The 20697-nt window shown below is 68.4% G+C and carries 22 protein-coding genes and 3 tRNA genes; 12 read left to right on the top strand and 13 right to left on the bottom strand.

The genetic code is table 11. The features are described from left to right. Positions 1–256 precede the first annotated feature (256 nt). The 4 genes from QEG98_RS02245 to QEG98_RS02230 all read left to right on the top strand — a co-directional run bounded on the left by QEG98_RS02245 (position 257) and on the right by QEG98_RS02230 (position 4351). Entirely contained in the window at positions 257–1372 is a 1116-nt protein-coding gene (locus QEG98_RS02245; protein WP_316565572.1) for a hypothetical protein, read from the top strand. A gap of 83 nt (positions 1373–1455) precedes the next feature. Beyond that, positions 1456–2883 carry a DUF5906 domain-containing protein gene (locus tag QEG98_RS02240; RefSeq protein WP_316565571.1) on the top strand — a complete coding sequence of 476 codons (1428 nt, stop codon included), beginning with the start codon at positions 1456–1458 and terminating at the stop codon, positions 2881–2883. Then, positions 2880–3131, top strand: a complete 252-nt coding sequence (locus QEG98_RS02235; protein WP_316565570.1) for a helix-turn-helix domain-containing protein — start codon at positions 2880–2882, stop codon at positions 3129–3131. The genes QEG98_RS02240 and QEG98_RS02235 overlap by 4 nt, the downstream gene beginning before the upstream one ends. Next, positions 3128–4351 (top strand): tyrosine-type recombinase/integrase, encoded by a 1224-nt coding sequence (locus tag QEG98_RS02230; protein ID WP_316565569.1) that lies wholly within the window; start codon positions 3128–3130, stop codon positions 4349–4351. Before QEG98_RS02235 ends, QEG98_RS02230 begins: the two co-directional genes overlap by 4 nt. 16 nt (positions 4352–4367) lie before the next feature. Here QEG98_RS02230 and QEG98_RS02225 read toward each other — a convergent pair. Then, positions 4368–4440 (bottom strand) — tRNA-Arg (locus QEG98_RS02225). 292 nt (positions 4441–4732) lie between these two features. After that, complete coding sequence (locus tag QEG98_RS02220) at positions 4733–4885, bottom strand: hypothetical protein (RefSeq protein ID WP_153881173.1); 153 nt, start codon at positions 4883–4885, stop codon at positions 4733–4735. 83 nt (positions 4886–4968) lie between these two features. Here QEG98_RS02220 and QEG98_RS02215 point away from each other — a divergent pair, with 83 nt between their 5' ends. Then, positions 4969–5763: a helix-turn-helix domain-containing protein gene (locus QEG98_RS02215; RefSeq protein WP_316565568.1), complete on the top strand. Its 795-nt coding sequence runs from the start codon at positions 4969–4971 to the stop codon at positions 5761–5763. A gap of 88 nt (positions 5764–5851) precedes the next feature. After that, positions 5852–6241: a VOC family protein gene (locus tag QEG98_RS02210; RefSeq protein WP_090486757.1), complete on the top strand. Its 390-nt coding sequence runs from the start codon at positions 5852–5854 to the stop codon at positions 6239–6241. A 60-nt stretch (positions 6242–6301) separates the two neighbouring features. Here QEG98_RS02210 and QEG98_RS02205 read toward each other — a convergent pair. The 3 genes from QEG98_RS02205 to QEG98_RS02195 all read right to left on the bottom strand — a co-directional run bounded on the left by QEG98_RS02205 (position 6302) and on the right by QEG98_RS02195 (position 6727). After that, positions 6302–6375 (bottom strand) — tRNA-Leu (locus QEG98_RS02205). Positions 6376–6412: 37 nt separating this feature from the next. Next, a tRNA-Gly gene (locus tag QEG98_RS02200) sits at positions 6413–6484 on the bottom strand. Positions 6485–6580: 96 nt separating this feature from the next. Continuing rightward, positions 6581–6727, bottom strand: a complete 147-nt coding sequence (locus QEG98_RS02195; RefSeq protein ID WP_167371033.1) for a hypothetical protein — start codon at positions 6725–6727, stop codon at positions 6581–6583. A gap of 258 nt (positions 6728–6985) precedes the next feature. Here QEG98_RS02195 and QEG98_RS02190 point away from each other — a divergent pair, with 258 nt between their 5' ends. The 3 genes from QEG98_RS02190 to QEG98_RS02180 all read left to right on the top strand — a co-directional run bounded on the left by QEG98_RS02190 (position 6986) and on the right by QEG98_RS02180 (position 10671). Next, a complete protein-coding gene (locus tag QEG98_RS02190) occupies positions 6986–8245 on the top strand; it encodes a hypothetical protein (RefSeq protein ID WP_316565567.1) in 1260 nt (419 codons plus the stop codon). A gap of 141 nt (positions 8246–8386) precedes the next feature. Next, positions 8387–9712, top strand: a complete 1326-nt coding sequence (mgtE, locus tag QEG98_RS02185; protein ID WP_316565566.1) for a magnesium transporter — start codon at positions 8387–8389, stop codon at positions 9710–9712. 44 nt (positions 9713–9756) lie between these two features. After that, entirely contained in the window at positions 9757–10671 is a 915-nt protein-coding gene (locus tag QEG98_RS02180) for a DUF6929 family protein (protein ID WP_316565565.1), read from the top strand. Between the two features lie 20 nt (positions 10672–10691). Here the strand turns inward: QEG98_RS02180 and QEG98_RS02175 are convergent, their stop codons facing one another. After that, positions 10692–11597 (bottom strand): tetratricopeptide repeat protein, encoded by a 906-nt coding sequence (locus QEG98_RS02175; protein ID WP_090486769.1) that lies wholly within the window; start codon positions 11595–11597, stop codon positions 10692–10694. Beyond that, the gene (locus tag QEG98_RS02170; RefSeq protein WP_090486772.1) at positions 11597–11887 is read right to left on the bottom strand and encodes a hypothetical protein; all 291 of its coding nucleotides are present in this window, start codon (positions 11885–11887) and stop codon (positions 11597–11599) included. Before QEG98_RS02170 ends, QEG98_RS02175 begins: the two co-directional genes overlap by 1 nt. Before the next feature lie 177 nt (positions 11888–12064). Between QEG98_RS02170 and QEG98_RS02165 the strand changes: the two genes are divergently transcribed. Further along, positions 12065–12892 carry an SDR family NAD(P)-dependent oxidoreductase gene (locus QEG98_RS02165; protein ID WP_316565564.1) on the top strand — a complete coding sequence of 276 codons (828 nt, stop codon included), beginning with the start codon at positions 12065–12067 and terminating at the stop codon, positions 12890–12892. A gap of 180 nt (positions 12893–13072) precedes the next feature. On the opposite strand, the gene QEG98_RS02160 is transcribed toward QEG98_RS02165, so the two are convergent. The 5 genes from QEG98_RS02160 to lspA (QEG98_RS02140) all read right to left on the bottom strand — a co-directional run bounded on the left by QEG98_RS02160 (position 13073) and on the right by lspA (QEG98_RS02140) (position 17534). Beyond that, positions 13073–13459 (bottom strand): hypothetical protein, encoded by a 387-nt coding sequence (locus tag QEG98_RS02160; protein WP_316565563.1) that lies wholly within the window; start codon positions 13457–13459, stop codon positions 13073–13075. A gap of 229 nt (positions 13460–13688) precedes the next feature. Continuing rightward, a complete protein-coding gene (locus QEG98_RS02155; protein WP_316565562.1) occupies positions 13689–14861 on the bottom strand; it encodes an MXAN_5187 C-terminal domain-containing protein in 1173 nt (390 codons plus the stop codon). 41 nt (positions 14862–14902) lie between these two features. After that, positions 14903–16207 (bottom strand): prolipoprotein diacylglyceryl transferase, encoded by a 1305-nt coding sequence (locus tag QEG98_RS02150; RefSeq protein ID WP_316565561.1) that lies wholly within the window; start codon positions 16205–16207, stop codon positions 14903–14905. 88 nt (positions 16208–16295) lie between these two features. Beyond that, entirely contained in the window at positions 16296–16904 is a 609-nt protein-coding gene (gene lspA, locus QEG98_RS02145) for a signal peptidase II (protein ID WP_316565560.1), read from the bottom strand. A 33-nt stretch (positions 16905–16937) separates the two neighbouring features. Next, a complete protein-coding gene (lspA, locus tag QEG98_RS02140) occupies positions 16938–17534 on the bottom strand; it encodes a signal peptidase II (RefSeq protein ID WP_316565559.1) in 597 nt (198 codons plus the stop codon). A 141-nt stretch (positions 17535–17675) separates the two neighbouring features. Here lspA (QEG98_RS02140) and QEG98_RS02135 point away from each other — a divergent pair, with 141 nt between their 5' ends. Further along, positions 17676–18029 (top strand): hypothetical protein, encoded by a 354-nt coding sequence (locus tag QEG98_RS02135; RefSeq protein ID WP_090486788.1) that lies wholly within the window; start codon positions 17676–17678, stop codon positions 18027–18029. 58 nt (positions 18030–18087) lie between these two features. Here QEG98_RS02135 and QEG98_RS02130 read toward each other — a convergent pair whose 3' ends face one another. Further along, on the bottom strand, positions 18088–19467 hold the full coding sequence (locus QEG98_RS02130; RefSeq protein WP_316565558.1) for an endonuclease/exonuclease/phosphatase family protein: 1380 nt from the start codon (positions 19465–19467) through the stop codon (positions 18088–18090). 237 nt (positions 19468–19704) lie between these two features. Between QEG98_RS02130 and QEG98_RS02125 the strand changes: the two genes are divergently transcribed. Next, the gene (locus QEG98_RS02125) at positions 19705–20463 is read left to right on the top strand and encodes a Mut7-C RNAse domain-containing protein (RefSeq protein WP_316565557.1); all 759 of its coding nucleotides are present in this window, start codon (positions 19705–19707) and stop codon (positions 20461–20463) included. Positions 20464–20697 lie beyond the last annotated feature (234 nt).

Below are 20697 nucleotides of genomic sequence, written 5' to 3'. Positions count from 1 at the left end.
GCACTGTCCCCAACCCCACCGGGGCCATGACGCTGTGACTGACGGACGATGGTCCCCTCTCCCTCTTCTTCTTTCTTCTCTTAGGAATGAGAGGTCTCCGTCACTCCGTCACCTACAGAGTGAAAAAAGCCATGACGGAGCTGTGACGGAACACCCAGCGCCGGGGCGTCCGTCACACCCCCGCGAAGTGTCGCCACTCCCTGTTCAACACCGCGCCGTCGTCGTGCATCCATCGAACTCCCCAGCGTCGGGCCCCATGACTTGGACTCTCTGCATCACCCCCTCGCGCTTCCAGCCAGACCAACTCTCCGTCCGGGAGTTCTCGTCCATCGATGGCCTCATGTCGGAGTTCTTCGAGGACGCCCTGGACCCGACGCTTCGCACGGAGAAGGACGGTCACGCCGTCATCCCCGCCAAGCCTCTCCCACCTCGCGCCAATGGGCTCTACGAGGGCAAGGGCGGCGACCCCACACCCACGCCATACAGGCGCAATGCGAACTTCTCGCACGTCGCCCTGGCCGTCGTGGACTTCGACGGCGAGGAGCTGGCCGCGTTGGACGCGTGGCTCGCGAGCCTTCGCCAGCGTGGCCTCTGGTTCCTCGCATACCCGACCCATTCCTACGGGCATCACTTCAAGCCCATCCGCTACCGCGTCGTCCTCCCATTCAGTGAGCCCGTCGCGGTTGGCTCGCCAAGCCGGTGGGCCGACAGCCTCTGGCCGCACCTCATGGACTACTTGGGACTCGCGGCGCAGGCTACGGCCGCGTTGAAGGCGGATGCGTCCTGCAAGGATGTGGCGCGCCTCTACTACCTGCCGAGCTGGAACCCCGCGAACCCCACACCGCGCCCGACTCCCGAACATCACCGAGGCCAACCACTCGACGTGGAAGCGCTGTTTGGCCCCATGCTGCGCCAACCCTTCGCCCGCTACATCGAGCGCCCCAGCGTGCGGCAGGTCGCCGGAGCGGCCTCCGTGGACCTCCAGGTCATTCGCAAGCGACTGAGCCGCTTCAAACGGAAGGACTACTGCCAGGTCATCGCGCAGATGGACGCAGGCGCAGTGCTCATGCTCGACGGGCAACGCCACCTTGGCATCAACCGCCTGACGGAGATGCTGGCCCGGGTTGCCTCGCCCGATGAAAGCTCGGAGAGCCTGCTCGCCATCGCCCAGCGCTCACTGGATGCGCTCGGCAAGCTGGAGCCCTCCCGCGACGTCTGGGGGGAGGCGCTTCGAGGACTGGACGGCGCACGCGCCAAGCTCCAGCAGTGGGACCTTCAGCGGAAGGCCAATCGCGAGGCGGAAGAAGCCGCATGGCGTCGAACCGTCCTGCTCGTGGCGACCTCCAACCACCGAACTGGGAGCGCCTCATGACTCCGAACTGCCCTCCCGAAAATGAGGCCACTTCGAACGCCGACGAAGAAGCTGCACGCGCCGTTGTTGCGAGACTTCCTCTGGTGAAGGTCGTCCCCCTGGAGCGTTACCTGTCGCGCCGACCGGGTGGCCGCTCCTTCAGCTCGGACTTCCTCACCCAGAAGGCCGCCGAGGACTACTTGATACTGCGCCAGCTTCTTCCCCCACGTGACTCGTGGCCGAGAGGTGCCAGCCCCTTGGCCGTAGGACCCAACGTGCCGCAGCTCTGCGTCGGAGTCATGGGGCTCGAATGCCGCCCCAACGCCCCCGAGCTGTTGCCGCGCGAGGACGAAACGCTCCTGGTCAACACCTGGGAGGCGCCTACGCTCGCCCCTGAGCCGGGGGACTGGGCCGACGTGCGACGTGTCCTTCTCTGGCTCGCGGAGGACGATGCCGGACTTGATTGGCTCCTGAACTGGATTGCGTTCAAGGTGCAGAACCCAGGCTCCAAGCCGGGAACCGCGGTCCTGCTCCAGGGGCCCCCGGGCACCGGAAAGAACGTGCTCTATCGCATCCTGGCGCACGTACTCGGCCCCGCGAACTGCGTCCAGATTGGGGAAGCCGACCTCGCCAAGCCCTACAATCACCACTTCGCCACGAAGCTGTTGGTCTTCGCCAACGAGTTGCTCGACAACCACAAGCGTGGTGGGTCGCTGGGCGACGGTCTCAAGGCGACCATCACCGATGGCGAGGTGTTCCTGGAGAGCAAGGGCGTTGCCCGTACTCCAGCGGTCAACCGCGTCGCGCTCATCGCGGCAACCAACCGCTCCAAGCCCATCGAACTGGAGGAGAGCGACCGGCGATGGACGGTCTTCCACAACAGGACGAAGCCCGCCGAGTACCAACACCCGGACCTGGGGCTGTCCCACCGCGATTTCTTGGAGTCGCTCCATGCTCCGGGCACGGATGACGCCTTCACACGAGAGTTCATGCGGCAGGTGGCCGCCTTCGCCTACGAGATGAGCACCCGCGCGGTGGACATGAAGCGCGTCCGCAGACCGCACACGAACGCATCCCGCGATGAACTCCAGCAGCTCAGCGAGCCCGTGACGGAGCAATTCCTCCGTGAACTCAGCGAGAGCCCTGAGCCAGACCGACAGCTCTACAATTGGGCGACACACGTCCCCTACTTCGCCTCGATTTGGACCACGAGCACGGGGCCCCGAGTCGGAAAGACCCAAGCGCTCACAAATGACGCCCTCTTCATGGCCCTGGTGGGGTTCTGCAAGTCCACCGGACAGAAGCACGCACCACAGAAACGGACCTTCCTGGCCGCGTTGAAGCCAGCGGGTTGGGTTGAGCAACGCGACAGCAAAGCGCGGGGCTGGCTTCCGCCATGGCACGTGAGCGGGAGCGATGCCCCTTCGACCTACGACGCGAAGGTCGTTCCGTTCCCATCAGCCTCGAATGCCCATCCCCACGTTGCGCGGACGCGCTCCCTGCGGGACCGACTGCTGGGGAAACCTTCATGAGCCACAGCACCTGTCGCAAGGCCTCTGTGCTCGCAGCGGTGGCCCGCCCCGGGGTTCCCGACTTCCTCACCGTGGAAGAAGCCGCAGCACTCCTGCGCGTGAATCGGAAGACGCTCTATGAGTCCATCCGGCTCGGACAAGTCCCCGGGGTCATCCGCATCGGTAAAGCGGTCCGCATCCGCCGCGCAGCATTGGTAGAATGCCCGGCAGGTAAGGGCCGTGATTCTGCGCTCGGGAGTCAACGATGAGCGTCAGGTTGCGGAAGTGGACGACGAAGGAAGGAAAGTCTGAGGAGGCGTGGCAAGTGGACTTCGTGTTTCAGCACGCGGACGGACGGAAGCAGCGAGTCGTAAAGGTCTCGCCCGTTCAGACCCGTCGGGGTGCCGAACAATACGAACGCGAGCTGCGCAACGCCCTGCTCAACGGGACTTTCGGAAAGGAGATGCAGACGGAGGAAAGCTGCGCGCTCACGTTGGCGAAGTTCGCACCGCGCTTCCTCACCTACAGCGAGAACAACAACAAGCACTCCAGCGTCACGCACAAGCAACAGGTCCTGAGGGACCACCTCACCCCCTTCTTCGGTGAGATGCCTCTGAACAGCATCGGATTGGCGGAGATCGAAGACTTCAAGTCCCTGATGCGGAAGAAGAAGTCGGCGTCACGCGTCCGGAAGGAGACCGCTTCACGGTCAGCGGTTCGCAAGCGCAAGGGAGACGCCCCCAAGGCGTTGAGCTTGAAGACCATCAACAACGTCCTCACGGTGCTCAGCAAGCTGCTGCGCGTCGCCGTGGAGCAAGAGGTGATTCCGCAGGCTCCGCGCGTGCAGCTCTTCAGGAATCTCCCCAAGCCGTCCTTCGACTTCCTCACGTTCGAGGAGGCCGAACGGCTGGTCTCCATGGCCGAGCCGGAGTGGAGGCCGGTGCTGCTGGTGGCCAGCAAGACGGGCCTGCGGCAAGGGGAGCTTATCGGGCTCCAGTGGGCTGACGTGGACTTGAAGCGCGGTCTTCTCCACGTGCGCCGGGCGATCTGGCGTGGCGTGACCGACGTGCCCAAGGGAGGCCGCGAGCGAACGGTGGAGCTGCCCTCCTCTGCGGTGGACGCGCTGAAGGAGCATCGACACCTTCGTGGGCTCTACGTGTTCTGCCAGGAAGATGGGAAGCCGCTCACGCCGGGCAAGATGGACCTGCCTCTCGTGCGCTCACTCCGCCGAGCCGGTATCACGCGAGAGGAAGGCATCATCGGCTGGCACGACCTGCGCCACACCTACGGGAGCCACCTCGCGATGAGGGGCGTCCCCCTGAAGGTCATCCAAGAGCTGATGGGGCACGCCACCATCGACATGACGGAGCGGTATGCCCACCTCAGTCCCGACACGCGTCGTCACGCGGTGCGAGTGCTGGACCTCCCGCTTACGCCCGCGTGCGACATACGTGCGACACAGGCGGAGGCCGTGGCCAACCATGCGTAATGACTGAGTAGAAAAATGGTCCTGGCAGGAGTCGAACCTGCGGCCTCTCGGTCCGCAACCGAGTGCTCTATCCTCTGAGCTACAAGACCGGAACTGCGACTGCGAGAGCGCCCCAGCCACGGGGCGCGGTGTCAGAAGGAAGCGATGCCGTCGAACAGGTCTTCCGGCTCGGACTCGATGGGGAGGGGATTCATGGGCGCCACCTCGGGGATGAGCGCTCCGACAGGGAATCGAACCCTGTTCACACGGTAGACGGCCGTGCTGCGATTCCAATCGCATCCCGGAGCAGTGGGGTTGACCCGGAAAAGAAAGAGGCCGGGTCCCCTCGGGGAGCCCGGCCTCTGGCCTGCCATGCCCTGTCCTTCGACGGGGCACGGTGGGTCAGAACCCAGGCGGGAGATCTCGACGGGAGGTCGCCCCCCGCTTGGAATCACGAGCGGTGGCCCGGCCAGCGAGTGCGAGCGCATCGATGCCGATGACAGTATCGTTCAGGGTGTCGGGATTCATCGGGCTCGTCAGGTTCGCCGTCTTCATGGCCACCGCTCCTTTCACGGGAAATGGACGCAATGGCCGCACAGGGCCTGACAGGCTGTGCACGGGCTGAAAACAGGGACGCGATGGCGGAGGACGCGCAGCAGCAGGGCTACACCCAGTGGGCACCGCCTATCGAGATGGCGGATGCGGTGGACGCGTTCTGGCAGTTCTGGGTGCCCCGAAAGCCCCACGACGTCCCCCTCCCCCGGCAGCACCGGGTCCTTCCGGATGGCTGCACCGACCTCATCTTCGGATTCCAACATGCCCCAGGCCCGGTGTGGCTGACCGCCCCCCGGCTGGCCGTCGTCGGCCCCATGAAGCGCTTCATCCTCGTCGACCTCGAGCCCGGCGGGGTGAGCCTGGGCGTCAGGCTCCGTCCCGGCTGGGCGCAGGCCCTGCTGGGTGTCAGTCCGCGTGAACTCTGCGGACTCAACGTCTCCGCCCAGGATTGCTCGCCCGCCCTTATGCAGCTTCAGCGGCGGATGGAAGACTGCGCCTCGCCCGCCCAGGCCATGGCCCTGCTCCAGCGCACCATCGCCCGACGCTGGGCTTCGTTCCGGAGCATGGCGAAGCCGCGCGCCGTCCAGGCACTGGGACACCTCCAAGCCTCATCGGGGCAGGTGCGCATGGCCGCGCTCGCTCGCGAGCTGGGCGTGAGTGAGCGCACCCTGCACCGGGACATCCTGGACGAAGCCGGCGTACCGCCGAAGCTGCTCGCGCGCGTGCTGCGCTTCCAACGGGCGGTGTCCCTGCTGCACTCCCGTGAGGGCACGGACCTGTGTGACATCGCGCTCGAATGCGGCTACGCGGACCAGGCGCATCTGTCACGAGACGTGCGGGAACTGGCCGGCGTGTCGCCCACCGCACTCGTGGGTTGAGCGCTGTCCGATTCCTTCAAGACAGGCCCGTGCCATCCGTGTGACGACGCACTCACACAGACGTCCCACTGACCAACAGGAGTCCGCCATGAAGCTCGGCTACATCATCCTCTACGTACCGGACGTGAGCGGCGCCATCGCCTTCTACGAGAAGGCCTTCGGACTGGCGCGCCGCTTCATCCACGAGAGCGGTGGCTACGCGGAGATGGAGACAGGCACCACCGCCCTGGCCTTCGTCGAGGAAGGCGCGGCGAAGGAGCATGGCTTCACCGTGCGCCATCTGCGGCCGAAGGAGGAGGCCGCGGCCATTGAACTGGCGCTCGTCACCGCCGACGTGGCCGCCGCGTACGCGCGCGCCGTGGCGGCGGGCGCTGAGGCGACGCAACCTCCCAAGCAGAAGCCCTGGGGACAGACGGTGGCCTACGTGAGAGACCTCAACGGCGTCCTGGTGGAGCTCTGCTCTCCAATGGAGGGGTAGTAGCAGCGAACCCCAAGCGCGCGCTCTTGTCCAAGCTGAGCTACGTCCCGGAAACAACCTTGCCGCGAGCGGGATTCGAACCCGCACCCTCTGCATTCTGAGTGCAGCGCCTCTACCAATTGGGCTACCGCGGCGTTCTTCGATGACGGCAACCCGAGTGGGCTGCCGGAAAGCGGTCGACGGGATTCGAACCCGTGTTCACCTGGATGGCGACCAGGGGCCTGACCACTCGGCCACGACCGCATGTGCTGCCACGACCCGGAAAAGAAAGAGGCCGGGTTCCCTCGGGGAGCCCGGCCTCTGGCCTGCCATGCCACGTCGATGGACGGGCGAAAGGCGTCAGAGTCCGGGCCAGCTACCGCCAATGGGTAGACCGGGCAGCACGGGAGCGGGCAGCAGGGCGACGGGCGCGAGCACACCGATGCCGATGACCGTGTCGTTCAAGGTGTCGGGATTCATCGGGCTCGTCAGGTTCGTCGTCTGCATGTCACCGCTCCTTTCTGTGAAAAATGACGCGCTGGAAGCACGGGGCCTGACACGGCGCCACGCCTGTCACCGGCCCGGCCCGCGGATGGGGTAAGAAGGCCCTGGAGCCTGCGCCGCCTCCCCCAGGCCGAGGTCACCCGGGCGGCGCCCCCCTCGATGAAGACCGTTCCCTGCTTGCTCGCATGGTCCGCGATGCTGTCCCTGTCCGGGTGTGCGAACACCGGCGATGAATGCGGCGTCGTCCCGCTGCCAGGAGGCATGGGACAGACCCCGCCCCTGCTGTCGCTGGAGGTCCCCGCGGAGCTCCACGTCCAGCCGAGCCTGAACTCCACCTGTGAGGGCCCCGACACCTCCCAGGTCCCCGACAGCATCACGGCGGAGGTGTTCGACCCGAACAACCACGCCGTGGCCGCGGAGGCGTCCCTCACCGGCAATGGACAGGCGGCCACCGTCCGCTTCACCCCGACGACCACCGGACGCCACCACGTCCGCGTCGCCTTCGCCCCGGTGGGCAGCCTCCAGCAGTTCGGCGCCTACGTGTCACGCGCGTGGACCGGAGGAGCGCCGACAGTGCTCCCGCTGCCCCGCTGCACGCAACTGGACCGCACCACGCATGGCACCTGGCTGTGTGACGGCGTGGCGGTGCACGCGTCGAACGGAACCCAGACACCACTCGGCGGCGTCTCCGGCATGCCCGACGTGGCCGTCGCGGGAGATGTCGTCTGGGTCGTGGGCGAGGACCGGGTGCGCCGCTTCGTCGACACCGGCTCGGAACTCGAGCTCACCGGTTCGCTCCTGCTCAACCAGCGCGACACCGTGAAGGTCATCCAGAACCGGCTCGCCACCGCGGATGAGCTGTGGGTGCTCGACTCGGAGCGCCTGCACCGCTTCGCCTTCACCTCGGAAGGTGTCGTCATCGGTGCCACCCCCACTCCGTGGGGACGGGTCAACCAGCTGCCCTTCGGCGTCGACATGGTGCTGGGCCTGCTCGTGCGTCTGGGCCCCGACACGGTCAGCGTCATCCAGGTGACGCAGGAACCCGACAGCCGCGCGTGCACGTTCCGGCTGGGCCCGAGCGGGGCCTTCGTCGCCTCGGAGGCGCCGTGTCAGCGCCTGCCGGGCGTGCCAGCGGGCATCGAGGATGGCGCGGTGTGGACCCGCGTGGACACCCTGCTCCTGCCGCAGCCAGGACAGACGCTGTACCGGTGGGCCGCGGTGGATGGCGCGCTGACCGAACGAGGCACCCTGGTCGTGGACGCGCCGCTCGAGTTGGTGAGCGCGCCCCTCCGCCCCGGCTTCGCCATCCCCTTCCTCCAGTGGCGGCAGTCCCGCGTCGGCTCCGCAGTGCCCGTGCCGCCCGAGTCCCAGGGCCCGCTGGGACTGGAGCTGCTGCCAGGCAACGCGGACCTGTCTCCCGGACTGCGAACCCTCTCTCCGCGCTTCTACTGGGAGGCCGGCGGCGGACAGGGCCTCGGTGGGACGCGGGTGTACGAACGGCGTGCGTCTTCGTTGAAATAACGAGACGGTTGGGGCACACACGGAAGGAAAGCGCGAAATGTCGCCTGCCTGCCTCTCGCGATACCTGGCCTTCCGGGTGTAGAGAGGCCCGCGCGCCGCGGCACCACGCGCTCCACCCTACACGCCCGGAGGTGAGCCCCCATGATGGAAAGCCCCCAGAGCGCCGCGCTCTCCATGGAGGAACTGCACGAGGCGTGGCCCGTGCTCTCCATCGATGAGCGGCTGGAGGGCTTCCGGTTGCTTCCCGCTTCGGTGGCGGACGACTTCTTCCTGGCGTTGTCGGCGCGCGAGCAGGCGGAGCTCATCCTCCACCTTCAGCCGGCAGAGCGACGGACCTGGGTCCGGCTGCTGCCCCCGGACGACCTGGCCGACCTGGTACAGGCGGTGGAACCCGAGCAGGCGGAGTCCATCCTCTCGCAGCTCGACGACGCCAGCCGCCGCGAAGTCAACGTGCTCCTGGCCTACGCGGAGGACGACGCCGGCGGTCTGATGAATCCGCGCTTCGCCCGCGTGCGGCCGGACATGTCCATCGACGAGGCCATCAGCTACCTGCGCAAGCAGGCGCGGGAGCGGGTGGAGACCGTCTACTACGCCTATGTGCTCGACGCCGAACAGCACCTGCTGGGCGTGCTGTCCCTGCGTCAGCTCTTCCAGACGGCCAGCGACAAGCGCGTGGCGGACGTCATGCAGCGCGACGTCATCACCGTGTCGGAAGACACCGACCAGGAGGCCGTGAGCCGGCTCTTCACCGAGCACGGCTTCATGGCCCTGCCCGTGCTCGACGTCCAGCAGCGGATGAAGGGCATCGTCACGGTGGACGACATCGTCGACGTCGTCCAGGAAGAGGCCACCGAGGACATCCAGAAGGCCGGCGGTATGGAGGCCCTGGAGGCGCCCTATTTCGAAACCGGCTTCTTCGGCATGTTGAAGAAGCGCATCGGCTGGCTGCTGGTGCTCTTCCTCGGGCAGATGCTCACCGCCACCGCGATGAGCAGCTTCGAGGACGAAATCGCCACCGCCGTGGTGCTGAGCCTCTTCGTGCCGCTCATCATCTCCTCGGGCGGCAACTCCGGCAGTCAGGCCTCCACGCTCATCATCCGCTCGCTCGCGCTGGGCGAGATGCGGCTGAGGGACTGGTGGCGCGTGGCGCGCCGCGAGCTGCTCTCCGGACTGGTGTTGGGCGTGGTGCTGGGTGTGGTGGGCCTGGCGCGCATCCTCATCTGGAACTCCATCTCCGGCGTCTACGGGGAGCACGCCTTCGTGCTGGGCATCACCGTTGCCCTGTCCGTGCTGGGCGTGGTGACGTTCGGCACCCTGGCCGGCTCCATGCTGCCCCTGGTGCTGCGAAAGTTCGGCTTCGACCCCGCGAGCGCCTCCGCTCCCTTCGTGGCCACACTGGTGGACGTTAGCGGCGTCCTCATCTACTTCACCGTCGCCAGCCTCCTGCTGCGCGGTACGCTGCTCTGAAGCGCCGGGGCCCGTGAGGCCGCGGCTTCGCGGGAGACACGGCCATGCTTCACCTGACCCCACGGCGCACCCTCGACCTGGAGGCGCCCGCCGCGCCAGGACGTCCGTCTCACGTCACCGCCTCGAGCGGACTGGTCCGCTCGGGCGACTGGCTCTACACCGTCGCGGATGAGCCGCTGCACCTGGCCGCGTTCTCCCTGTCGAAGGCAAGCCCCGGTCATGGCGTGGTGCTTGTCGCGAACCACCAGCCCGACGCGTCTGTCTCCCTCAAGTCGTCGCAGCCCGACCTGGAGGTGCCCTGTCTGCTGGTGCCCCAGGGCAGCGCGCCCCACGGTTCGCTGCTGATGCTGCCGTCGGGCACCTCCTCGGGCAGACAGCGCGGCGCGCTGGTCGCCCTGGGCGCGGACGGCACCCTGGCGGGAGATGCCCGGCCCGTGGACGTCACCGCGCTGTACACCCAGCTCAGCCGGGAGTTCGGACCGCTCCGCATCGCTGGGGCGGCGATGTCGGGCGGACTGATGCGGCTGCTCCAGCGCGGCAGCGGCGAGCCCGGCACCGACGCGCTCGTGGACCTGGACGCGGAGCGGGTGCTGCGCGGACTGGAAGCCGGCGCGCTGGGCCCGGACGTGGTGCGCATGACGCGCCGCTGGGAGCTGGGACAGGCCGGAGGCATGCGGCTGTCCTTCACGGCGGCATCGCCGCTTCCTGGCGGGCGGATGGTCTTCACCGCGACCGCGGGGAGCACCGGCCCGACGGCAGCCGTGGGCGGCTCCGTGGTGGGCGTGCTGGCTCCGGATGGCTCGCCGCAGTTCCTCGACGCGCTGGAGGGCCACGTGACGGTGACGGGCGTCGATGCCCGGGTGGAACAGGGACGCGTGCGGCTGCTCCTGGCGGCCCTCTCCGGAGATGGGGCCGGCCCCGCGAACCTGCTGGAAGCGACGCTGGACGTCCCGGCGTAGGGCGGCGTGTCCGCCCCGCGTCAGTCGTGCTCGTGCGCGGCTTCCTCGGGGCGGCCACCGACGGCTTCCAGCGACGTACGCGCCGGGCGGACGCGGTCGAAGGCCACCTCGCGCTGCCCCACGCCCGCGGCCGTGGTGTTGGCGATGCGCCGACGCGCCCTCGCGATGTAGTCCTGCACCAGCGCGGGGTCGGGGTGTGTCTTCAGCGCATCCACCCACGTCTCGATGGCCTTCTCGTTCTCTCCGGCGTCGGCGCGCAGCTTGCCCATCTCGAAGAGGGCGTGCGGCGCCAGCTCGGAGTCCGGGAAGCGCGTGCGCAGGTCCGCGAAGGTGCGGGAGGCCTCCTGGCGGCGGCCCTCCATCATCGCGATGGCCTGGGCTTGGAGGTACAGGGCGTCATCCACGTAGGCGCTCGTGGGGAAGCGCTCCATGACTCGGCGGGTCTCCAGCTCGCACTGCTGATAGTCGCCCAGCTCGAAGTAGAGCTTGGTGACCAGGTAGTGCAGCTCCGCGCCCTGCGGTGGATTGAGCTTGAGGGCCGCGGTGAGCTGGTCGATGGCGCCGCGCAGGTCGCGGTAATGCACGCGCAGCAGGTCCGCCAGGATGATGCGGGCCTCGAGCGCCTCCGGCGACTCGGGGCACTGCTGGATGAGCTCGCGGTAGACGCCCACCGCCTCCTTCACCTTGCGCTGCTCCAGCCAGTAGACATCCGCGGCCCCCTTGAGGGCGCGCGCGCGGAGCACCAGCGCCTCCGGTGAGGAGTCGTGGCGAAGCGCGTCGAAGGCCTTGCGGTACTCGACGAGCGCCTCGTCGGGCCGCTTCTCGAAGGTGGCATCACGGGCCCGCTGGAGATGGTCCACGGGCTTGTCCCGGCACGCCGTGGCGGCCAGGGACAGCACGGCGAGCGCGAGCCGCAAGGACTTCATCAGTCGCAGGCCTCCGGCGTCACGGTGACGCACTTCGTGTCCTGACAGCGGACGCAGACTTCCACTGGCGAGACGTCGGTGACGCAGACGTTGACGCGCGAGGTGCGCGGGCAGTCCTCGGCCGTGACGCAGCGGTAGGGCTCCCCGCCATCACGCGTGATGTCGCTGGCCGTCGAGCCACAGACTTCCAAGTCGTTGCATCCGAAGAGGCCCACCGCGATGGCGGCGAACGCTCCGCACAAGGCGCGTCTCACGGCGGCGGTTGTACCCGGATTCGCCCGCGTCGTCACTGACGCCCCGCTCGCTTGCCTGGCGCCAGGAGCCGCGTTCGCGATTTTGGGACAGGGATGTCAGGTGTGTCATGGAACACCCGGTGTCAGGGCCGTTCTGGGTGCTCGCGTCAAGGCGCCGCCGGGGTGATGGCGGCGAAGGCCGCGACAGGGTCATGCTGAGCGCCAACGACACGCATGAGCCTTCCATCCCATCCAAGAGCCGTCATCACCGGCGCAGGCACCGGCCTGGGCCGCGCACTCTGCGAGGAGCTCGCACGCAGGCGGGCCCGCGTGCTCGTCACCGACATCAACGCCGCCTCCGCCGAGGAGACCGCGCTGCGCGTCACCCGCGCGGGAGGCGAAGCCCACGTCCATGTCTGTGATGTCACCGAGCCGGCCCAGGTCGAAGCCATGGCCGACGCCGCGGAGCGGCTCCTGGGCGGCGTGGACCTGCTGGTCAACAACGCGGGCGTCGTCAGCGCGGGCCCAGTGGGCGAGCTGTCGCTCTCCGAATGGAAGCGCGTGCTGGACATCAACCTGTGGGGCGTCATCCACGGCTGCCATGTCTTCGTCCCCCGGATGCGCAGGCAGGGGTCCGGCCACATCCTCAACATCGCCTCGGCGGCGGGGCTCGTGTACGTGCCCGACCTGGCGGCCTACAACGTGTCCAAGGCGGGCGTGGTCGCGCTCTCCGAGACACTCCACGCCGAGCTGAGGGCCACCGGCATCGGCGTCACCGTGGCGTGCCCCAGCTTCTTCCGCACCCAGATTGCCAGCTCGGGCGCCTACGCCAACGACACGCTGCGCGCCCTCGCCGTCGGGATGATGGATGCGGCCCGCATGGGTCCGGAGGTCGTCGCGCGCAGGCTCCTGAAGGCCGTGGACGCGCGAAGCCTCTACACCGTCCCCATGGCGGATGCGCGCTGGGGCTGGCGCCTGCGCCGCATGTCCCCCAGCCTCTTCCTCCGCGCCGTCGCCGCGATGGACCGCTCCGCTCGCGCGTGGCTTCTGCGACGACGCTGAGCCCCTTCAAGGCGCTGGCCGACAGAGGCCGCGCTCGATGAGGCTCGGCGGCGGCATCCCGTCCTCGCCCGGCTTGCAGATGGGCTGCATCTCGCCACCCCCTTTCGTCGCTGTTCGTCCTGTCGCTGCGCCCGCCACCAGTCGCAGCGCTTCCGCGAATGGCTCAGCGTCTGAGCGCCGTCAGTTGTTGCCGCGCGGCGCCTTGCCGGAGGTGAGCACCGCCTTGTCCACCGAGGCGACACCACTGCCGCGCCGCTTGAGCTGACGCGCGCGGTCCTCCTGCTTCTTGTAGTGCTTCATCATCGCGACCATGTGCGGGTCGGACGACTCGCAGTGCAGCTGCGTCACCTGCTGGTGGCGGCGGCCAAGCTCCTGCCACGTCTGGAGCATGGCCTGGTTGCCCAGGAGCCGCTCCTCGACGGAGTCGAGCACCGCGTCCATCGCCTCGCCTTCGGCCTCCAGCGCCGCGAGACGCTCCTGGGCCTCCTGAGAGGGCGACATGCACCCCGTGCCCAGTGAGAGTCCCATCACCATGGAAAGCCCGAGCCACCTCCGCCGAATCCCCACGTCGCCTCCCGCAGTGTCTCGCGCCGCCCACCGGCCGCTTACGCGAAACGCAAGCTAGGGAGGCACCCCCGGGGCGACAACCCGCTCCAGCAGCAGAGGCAGTCGTTCTTTCAGCAGGCGACGATTCCCGACACTGGTGGCGCGGGGGGCAGGTCGGCAGCGGAAGGGGGCGCGCACACACCTGCGTCCAGCCAACGACGTGCGGCCCCCGCACACTGTCCAGTGACGTCTACTTCGGCACGGCCTTGAGCGACGCCTTGCCGTCCTTGATGACGACCTTGAACTCCACCGCCTTCGCGTTGTGCTGCTTGAGCAGCTCCGGCACCTGCTTGCGCAACGTGGCCGCCACCGACTCGTAGGACAGCTTCGACGTGTCCTCCTGGCAGCGACGCTTCGCGGTGACGTACGCGTCGTAGACGGCACGCAGCTTGTCGTCCGCCAACCCGCCTCCGCCGCTCGCCGAAGGAGGCCGGGACGCGGCGGAGGAAGGCGGCGTCGACGCGGGCCGCGACGGCGGAGGGATGCTGCCGGCCGCGCCCGTGCCGGGCGCCCTCGACGGGGGAGCCATGCTCCCGGCGCCAGCAGCCACGGGCCGCGACGGAGGCGGCGTGCTGGCCACGGCGCCCGGCGCCTTCGCCGCCATGCCCGGCGGCGCCACCGACGTGCCGTGCGCAGGCGTGCCCCCACCGCGGACGACACGGTGGGCTGACCGCGCGGCGGTGTCCCCGCCACGGGCGCCACGGAGGGAATCCCCGTCAGCGGCGCAACGGAGGGTGCCTCGCAGCGGCGTGCTTCCCACCGCGGGCATGACGGGCGCGATGGCGGGCGTCAGCGGCGCGACCGCGGGCGGGCCCTTCGACGGCGTTCCACCCGTGGCCTGGAGAAAGCTGGCGGCCACCTGCGGCTCATTGACAGGACGGGGGCGGATCAACTCCTCCACCTCCTCGAAGTCCATGTCGGAGATGTCCTCCGGCAGTTCGACCACGCCCTTCTGGCCCGCCGCGCCCGTCGCGCCGGCCTTCCGGCCCTCCGCGCGGCGGCGCGCCTTGAAGACATCCCGGCGATAGGTGCCCGCTTCGATTTCCTGGAGCGTGCGCGCCCACAGCCGTTCGTACGTGAGGAACTTGTTGTACAGGCCGGCGACGCGGAACTTGGCGGAGGTGCTGCGGATGAACGCGCCCTTCAGCTTGTTCATCCGCTTCTTGAGGTCTTCGTGAGCGCGCGACGGCGCCTGACGCTCGTTGCCCAGGAAGTACTGTTCGTAGAGATTGCGGAGGACGGCGACCTCCGCCTCCAGGGCTTCGCACTCCTGGAGGACGGCCTCGCTGGAGCCGGGGTCGGCCGGGGTGGACCTGCCAGCGAAGCTCTTGGAACCGGACTGTCGGGCGTCGGGGGGCGGCATGACTCCTCAGAGTGTCCCCAAGAGGCCCGCGCGATTCAACCTCACGCAGCCGAGGGGGTAGGCCCCAGGCTTGCCGCCTCGCTCTCCCGGCGGCGGCCCTTCTGGGCAAGCAGCACCGCGCCAAAGGTGAACATGCACAGGGAGATGAACTGGCTGGTGGAGACATTGTACCACGCCTCCAGCGGCACCGCCGCCGCCAGCTCCCCGGCCCCCAGCGACTGGAGCAGGCCGTGCAGCGTGCCGCGCTCCACATCCCCACGGAACAGCTCCACCGTGCTCCGCAGCACCGCGTAGGCCATCAGCCAGAACGCCAGGACGTGGCCATGGAAGCGACGGTAGCGCCGGGCGTACAGCAGCCCCACGAAGAGCACCAGCTGCCCGACGGACTCGAAGAGCTGGGTGGGGTACACCCCCAGGGTGTGGCCCTGCTGCGCCACCCAATCTGAGATGCGCACCGCGCCAGGCGCGGCGTGGTGGAAGATTTCACCCGTGGCCTCCACGACGTACCGCGTGTCCTGGAGCTGGGACGAATACGCCAGGCTGGACGTGTTGCCCGTCCCGCCCAGGAGGTCCTGCGCCACCCCGCTGCCGGGGAAGTGCACGGCGGTGGCGGCATGCGCGGGCGCCACGTCCCCCCAGCAGCACCCCGCGCTGAAGCACCCCAGGCGGCCCAGGCACTGGCCCAACGACACGGTGGGGATGCACACGTCGGCGAGGCGCCAGAAGTCCAGGCCATGCATCCGCGCGAACACGAACGCGGCCACGGACGCGCCAATCAAGCCGCCATAGAAGACGAGCCCTCCGCCCAGGGAGAACACCTGCGTCCAGTCACGGGCGTAGTCCTGCCAGTTCACGAGCACGAAGAGCAGCCGGCTCCCGCCGATGCCGCCGAGCAGAATCCAGACCGTCATGTCCATGATTTGCTCGCGCTTCTTCGGCCCCTCCACGTCCACCCACGCCCCGTCCTTCAGCTCCAGCGTGCGCCATTCGTCCTGCGCCAGCCGTCCCGCCACCGTCACCGCGGTGATGAAGCCCAGGGCCAGCAGCAGGCCGTAGGTGTGCACGGGGATGCCCTCGCCCTTGGCGCCCGGAAAGGCCCCGGGCGGCAGCGCGTACTGCAGGGCGAACCAGGCCAGCACCGCGCCCACGACGCCATACCCCGCGGCCCGCAGCAGCCGGTCTTGCGAGGACACTGGCGCACGCGTGCCCGTGCGGGCATCCAGCTCACCCTCGGCGCTGCGCCAGCCGTTGAAGACGACGTAGCCCACCGTGCCCGCGGCCATCGCGTACAGCAGGAGCTGCGACCAGAGCGAAGTGAAGGTGAGGTGGACGAGGACGGGGAGCATGGCAACGAAGGCTACCCTCGTTGCGCGGGCGGGACGACACGCATGCGCGCATCCGGGCCCGCCCGGCTGCTCGGCCCGATTCGGCGGCCTAGGCCTGGGTGGGGGCCTGGGCCGGCTTCTCCTTGCGGACGAAGGAGTCGACGATGAGCATGCCCACGCCAATGCAGATGGCCGCGTCGGCGACGTTGAAGGACGGGAAGGTCGCCTTGTCGAACCAGTGGACCTCGAGGAAGTCGATGACGAAGGCCCGGGCGATGCGGTCGATGTAGTTGCCCAGCGCGCCGCCCAGCACCAGCGGCAGCCCCCACAGCGCCCACTTCTCTTCCGGGTCCGTGCCGGTCAGCTTGCGGAAGCTGAAGGTGATGAGGATGAGCGCGCCAATGATGGCCACGTGGAAGAGCGGCACCCGCGCCTCCGGCGGCATGCTCCGGAACATGCCCCACGCGGCGCCCGGGTTCTCCAGGTAGCGGATGCGGAAGAACGACTCTGAAATCTCGATGTGCCGCCGGGGCTGGTAGTGCATCCCCGTGAAGCCCCTGGGGGGCGGCTCGGAGTACATCGCGGCCAGGCGCTCGCCCAGGCGCTCCTTGCCTTCCATCTGGGTGGTCAGCTCGCGGACGACGAGGTACTTCGTCCACTGGTCGAGCACGATGACGCCAAGGGTGACGGCGAGGAGGATGATGTATTTGCGCGGCACGGGCCGGGACTTACACCAGCCGCCGCCCGCCCGTCACGGATTGGGGCTTTTCGGCGCCCGCAGCGAGTCCAGCAGCATGAGACTCACCCCGACGGTGATGGCCACGTCCGCCACGTTGAAGGTCGGCCAGCGCATCCCCGGCTGGTTGCGCCAGTGCCAGTCGATGAAGTCGATGACGTAGCCACGCAACAACCGGTCCACGAAGTTGCCCAGCGCGCCAGCCGTCACCAGCGCCAGGGCCACCCGGGCCAGCCGCTGCTCCATGGGCGTGCGCCGGTACATCACGAAGATGAAGCCCATGGCCGCCAGGCTCACCACGAGGAAGAAGAGGCGCCGCACGCCCTCGGGCATGTCGCCGAAGATGCCCCAGGCCGCGCCCGGGTTCTCCACGTAGCGGAAGTGCCAGTAGTCCTCGATGAAGCGATAGGGCCGCAACACCCGGTACGAGCCGTCCTCGGGCGGCGGGCGGTTGTCCAGGTTCCGCTCGGTGACGAAGCCCGTCACCCGCGCCAGGCCTTCCCGCCCATCCAGGGCATCCGTCAGCCGAGAGACAGCCAGGTACTTGGTCACCTGGTCTGCGGCGAGCACCGCGACAATCACGAGGAGGACGAATCGATGGGAGACTTTCATGTCGCGCGCCCTCCTCTATCCCGCTCCCCGGAGTCCTGACAACGAAGAGTGCCCACCCACCCCTTCCTTGTCCGCTCGCTCCATCTCCCGGCCGGCACGGGATTGGGGCATGGTGTCACCATGCCGCCTGTTGAGCCCGACGTGAATCCTTCAGTCTCCGACACGCCCCCACCCACCGAGGCCGCGGCCAAGCCAGCGAAGCCCTCGCTGATGGCCCGCTTCAAGAACCTGATGCTCGAATTCGGGCCGCTGGCGCTGGTGGTGAACTACGTCATCTTCGGCCTGGTGATCGTCGGCTTCTATGCCGCCATCGAGTTCGGCTTCCAGCCCAGCAGCACCGGCGAGAAGGCGGGCAGTTGGGCGGCGGCCTACGCGGCGTCGCAGGTGGTGAAGCCGCTGCGCCTGGCCGCGGTGTTCGTGCTCACGCCGCTCATCGCCCGGATTCCTCCCGTGGCGCGCTTCATCGAGCGGAACAAGCACAAGTGGAGCTTCTGAGCCGAGGCCCGCGGCGGCCCAGGATGGCCGCCGCGAACCCGCCAGAAAGGGTGTCCCCTCAGAAGTTGGGGACGAGGAAGTCCTTCACCACGCCCATGTGCTGCATGTTGGAGGAACTGCTGTCGCCGGACTGCACCGGGGCAATCTCCGACAGCGGCCGGTAGGTGCGGCTGTCGAGCACCAGCCCGTTGGGGAAGGTGCTGGAGCCGATGACGGTCGCCTGCTGGTACTGGCGCAGGTCCTGGTCGACCAGAATCTGGTCGTAGGGCTTGTTGCGGTTGCGGTTGGTGCCCGTGTTGCCGTTGTGGTCCGCCGGGTGCGGCCCCGCCGTCGTCACGACCTGCCGGAAGGTGGCGAAGCAGGACTCGCTGAAGCTGTCCGTGTTCAGGTCGCCGCCGATGACGAGGTAGTCGTCCTCGGGAATCTGCGAGCGGACCTGATTGACGATGGCCTGCGCCTCCGCGTTGCGGTTGCTGGAGCTGGACGTGAGCAGGTGAACGCTCACCGCCCAGAGGTCGCGGGGACCCGGGATGTCGATGCGCGCCCAGGCGAAGTCCCGGTTGGACACCTGCGGGTCGGGCCACTGGCCGAACTGGATGATGGGCCAGCGGCTGATGATGCCATTGGGAATCTGCGCGCCCGTCTCGCGGGAGTAGTGGAAGCCCGGCGCAATCTGGTCCACCAGCGAGCGGATGTCCGCCGCCGAGTTGCTCCCGTAGTTGAACTCCTGCATCAGCACGATGTCCGGATCCACGCCCTTGATGAGACGGATGCCGTGCCCCGGATCGTAGGACTGGTAGTTGCCGCTGCTGAGGTTGGACGCCATCACGCGAATGGGGGTGTGGCCCGCGTCCGTGCCGCCGTCGGTCCCCGCGTCGGTGCCGGCATCCGTCCCCGCGTCCGTACCGGCATCCGTGCCCGCGTCGGGCTCTGTGCCAGCATCCGGCTCCGGATCCACGCCCGCGTCCGGCTCGGGGTCGGTGCCGGCATCCGGCTCCGGATCCACGCCCGCGTCTTCTTCCTGGGTGCCGCCATCATCGGTGGACGTGCCGCCATCCTCCAGGGCGCCGCCGTCCGTCTCCTCGTTCGAACCGCCGTCCACGCCCGCGTCGGTCGGCACGCACGCGTTGCTCGGCACGCAGTGGCCGCCCTCGGCCCCCTCTCCGGACGAGGGGCAGCAGACCGCATCCGGGTGCTCGCACGCGGTCTGAGAATCACAGGCCCGGACGCACAGGTGGCGGTCATGGGACGCGACGAAGATGCAGGATTCGCCCTGCGAGCAGTCTTCCCTGGCGCCCTCGGGGCTGCACTCCGTCCAGAGAACCCCTCCATCCTCGAGCGGCTGCGGCACCTGAGGCGGGCTGCCCTCACCACACGCCAGGGAAAGAAGGGTGAGCGAAACCGCCGCGCACAGGAGGGAGGTGAGCGTCTTCTTCATGCTGTCGGACTCAGGAGTCGAGAGGGGGGAAATCGCCGACGACACCCAGGTGCGGACGGCGGCGGGAGTATAGGAACCCTCGATGTGACGATCTTGTGACTTATGGCACAGCTGAACGATTTTATCTACGCAGTCACCCGGAAACGTCACAGGAAGTCTGGCGGACCCGGCACGGCAGTCACAGAAACATCCCCGTGAAGCACGGAGGGCCACGACAACGCGGGCCGGAGGGTGGACATGGGACAGCCGAAGGCCCAGGTGACGATGCGCTTCCACGGCGCGCTGAATGACTTCCTGTCTCCCGCGCACCGGCATCAGACGTTCAGCCACGCGCTGAGAGGCCGCCCGTCGGTGAAGGACCTCATCGAGGCCTTGGGTCCGCCCCACCCGGAAGTGGACGTGGTGCGTGTGGATGGCGAGGCCGTGGACTTCACCCACCGGGTGCAGCCGGGCGCGTGCGTGGAGGTCTATCCCGCGTCCATGGACGAGGCGCCCGGCGTCCGGGTGGGGCCTCCGCTCCAGGACACGCCCCGCTTCGTGCTCGACGTGGGGCTGGGACGGCTCGTGGGCTTCTTGCGGATGCTGGGCTTCGACGCCCTGTGGCGCAACGACTTCGCGGACGACACGCTCGCGCGGCTCTCGCATGACGAGGACCGCATCCTCCTCTCGCGTGACATCGGGGTGCTCAAGCGCGGCGAAGTCCTGCGTGGCTACTTCCCCCGCTCGACGGATCCGGCGGAGCAGCTGGTTGAGGTGGTGCGCCGCTACGGGCTGACGTCTCGCATGCATCCCTTCTCGCGCTGCGTCGCCTGCAACGCCGCGCTGACCTCCGCCGAGCCGTCCGAGGTGGCCGGCCGCGTCCCCGAACGCGTGGCGGAGCGGCACTCGCGCTTCCAGCAGTGTCCGGACTGCCAGCGCGTCTACTGGGCCGGCACGCACCACCAGCGAATGCAGGCCCTGGTGGACCGGCTGCGCGAGCTCGAAGGCGCCCCCTAGGCGTCCGGTTCGCTCAGAACATTGGAACCCGAGAAGTCACCAAGGCGTAACGGAAACCTCGCAAGTAATTGCAACTCCGCAACTCTTGCGAGGTCTCTTGAGACTCAGCCCTGAAATACGACCCAAGTGTCGTCCACGAGTTCCGGCCAGTTACAGCGCCGCCGCTCAGGCATGGCAATTGCCTAGTGCGCAACACTGGCATCGCCCTCACGGGCCGGAGTCCAAGGGAGTCCC

Origin of the sequence: Myxococcus sp. MxC21-1 (assembly GCF_032612255.1) — a bacterium.
In the GTDB taxonomy this organism is placed as follows: domain Bacteria; phylum Myxococcota; class Myxococcia; order Myxococcales; family Myxococcaceae; genus Myxococcus; species Myxococcus virescens.
The sequence above is the reverse complement of the archived record's forward strand: the minus strand, read 5'-3'. Positions and strand labels throughout refer to the sequence as shown.